General features: G+C 63.4%; 2 protein-coding genes. Both read right to left on the bottom strand.

Annotation, left to right across the window (positions count from 1 at the left end; all coding sequences use genetic code 11):
- Nucleotides 1-41 precede the first annotated feature (41 nt).
- Nucleotides 42-1237 (bottom strand): IS3 family transposase gene (locus WBL05_RS02210; protein ID WP_424223439.1). Its coding sequence is split into 2 segments (ribosomal slippage): nt 42-982 and nt 982-1237, totalling 1197 coding nucleotides; the frame shifts between segments, so codons are not numbered across the junction.
- Nucleotides 1238-1302: 65 nt separating this feature from the next.
- The coding region (locus WBL05_RS02205) for a hypothetical protein (protein ID WP_424223438.1) at nt 1303-1570 on the bottom strand (268 nt) is incomplete at its 5' end.

Below are 1570 nucleotides of genomic sequence, written 5' to 3'. Positions count from 1 at the left end.
TGATGGGCCTCGGAGTTTCCGGACAGGTATTTTGTGTTTGTTTACGCTGCTACGAGTGTGTTTTGGTGTTCTTCGCGGACCTGTCTGGGGGTCTTGTAGGCGAGCGCTGAATGCCTACGTTTCGTATTGTAGTAGAGTTCGATGTACCGCACAATATCCCGGCGGGCATGCCGACGCGTGGGATACCGGGTACGGTGAACGAGTTCGTTCTTCAACACCCCGAAAAACGATTCCGCCATCGCATTATCGTAACAAATGCCGGTCCGCCCCACCGACCGGCGCATCCCACGATCCGCCAACACCCGACCGAACTCGGCAGAAGTGTAATTGCTGCCGCGGTCGGAATGGAAAATCGCGTCCGGTTCGATCCGGTGATTCCGGTGGGCCATGGCGATCGCGGCCGTGACCAGCGGGGTCCGGTAGTGGTCGGCCATCGCCCAACCCACCACCTCCCGGGTACAGCAGTCGATCACCGTCGCCAAGTACAACCAACCCTGCCAAGTGGCCACATAGGTGATGTCGCCGACCAGCTTGACTCCGGGACGGTCCGCGGTGAAGTCCCGACCAACCAGGTCCGGGATCACCCCGGCCTGATCATCGGCGGCGGTCAGGCAGTGCCGCCACGGCCGCGGCTGACACGGCCGCAGGCCCATCTCCCGCATCAGGGCACGCACCAACTCCGGTGAGGCCGGCACCCCCCAACCGGCCAGGTCGGCGTGCACCCGGCGGTAGCCGTAAGTCTGCTTGGAGTCCTCGAACGACTTGGCGATGATCAGCTTCAACTCCTCGCGGCGCCGGGCGGTGGCCGAGGCGGACCGGTCCCGCCACTCGTAGAACCCCGACCTCGACACCCCCAACAACCGGCACATCACCGTGATCGAGGCAGCCAAGGGGTTGAAAGTTCGCTGATTGCTGGCGTACTCGGCGTCGATGAACTCGAACTTGTCGCTCACCGATGCTCCTTGGCGAAGTACGCCGCCGCTTTTTTCAAGAACTCATTCTCGATCCGTATTTCACGGTTCTCGCGTTCCAGTTCCCGTAGTCTCGCCCGCTCCGGAACGGAAAGCTCCGGCTCGTCACCGGCATGCTCGCGCCGATACTCATTCACCCAATTCCCCAAGGTCTGCTCAACAACCCCGAGTTCCCGAGCAACCTGCGCCACCGGCCGAGACGTATCAATAACCAACCGGACCGCTTCGGCCTTGAACTCAGCAGAATAACTCCGCCGATTCCCCATACCATCTTCCTTCCAGATAATCCCCCGATCCTACGGGGGGCCCTGTCCGGCAGCCTCGGGGCACCTCAACCCTTGCCCGGTTGCTGCGCTCTGATGGCGGGATCTGTTGCGGTGATGTGCACGACCAGGGTGTGGGTGGGCAGGGTGTGCTGCCCGAACGCGGTGCGGGCGAGGATGCCGACCGCGGCGGCGCGGCGGGCGTCCAGGTCGCTGCCGCCGGCGGCGGTGGGGTCGTTGGGCAAGCTGTTGGCGATCCGGTTGATCGCCTGGTCGAAGTCGATCCCGTCGGCGGCGTCCAGCAGCCCCCACATCGCCACATGCCCGTCGTTGATC

Source organism: Brooklawnia sp. (genome assembly GCF_049651565.1).
Classification (GTDB): Bacteria; Actinomycetota; Actinomycetes; order Propionibacteriales; family Propionibacteriaceae; genus Brooklawnia.
Note: the sequence above shows the minus strand (reverse complement) of the source record. Positions and strands in the feature narration are given on the sequence as shown.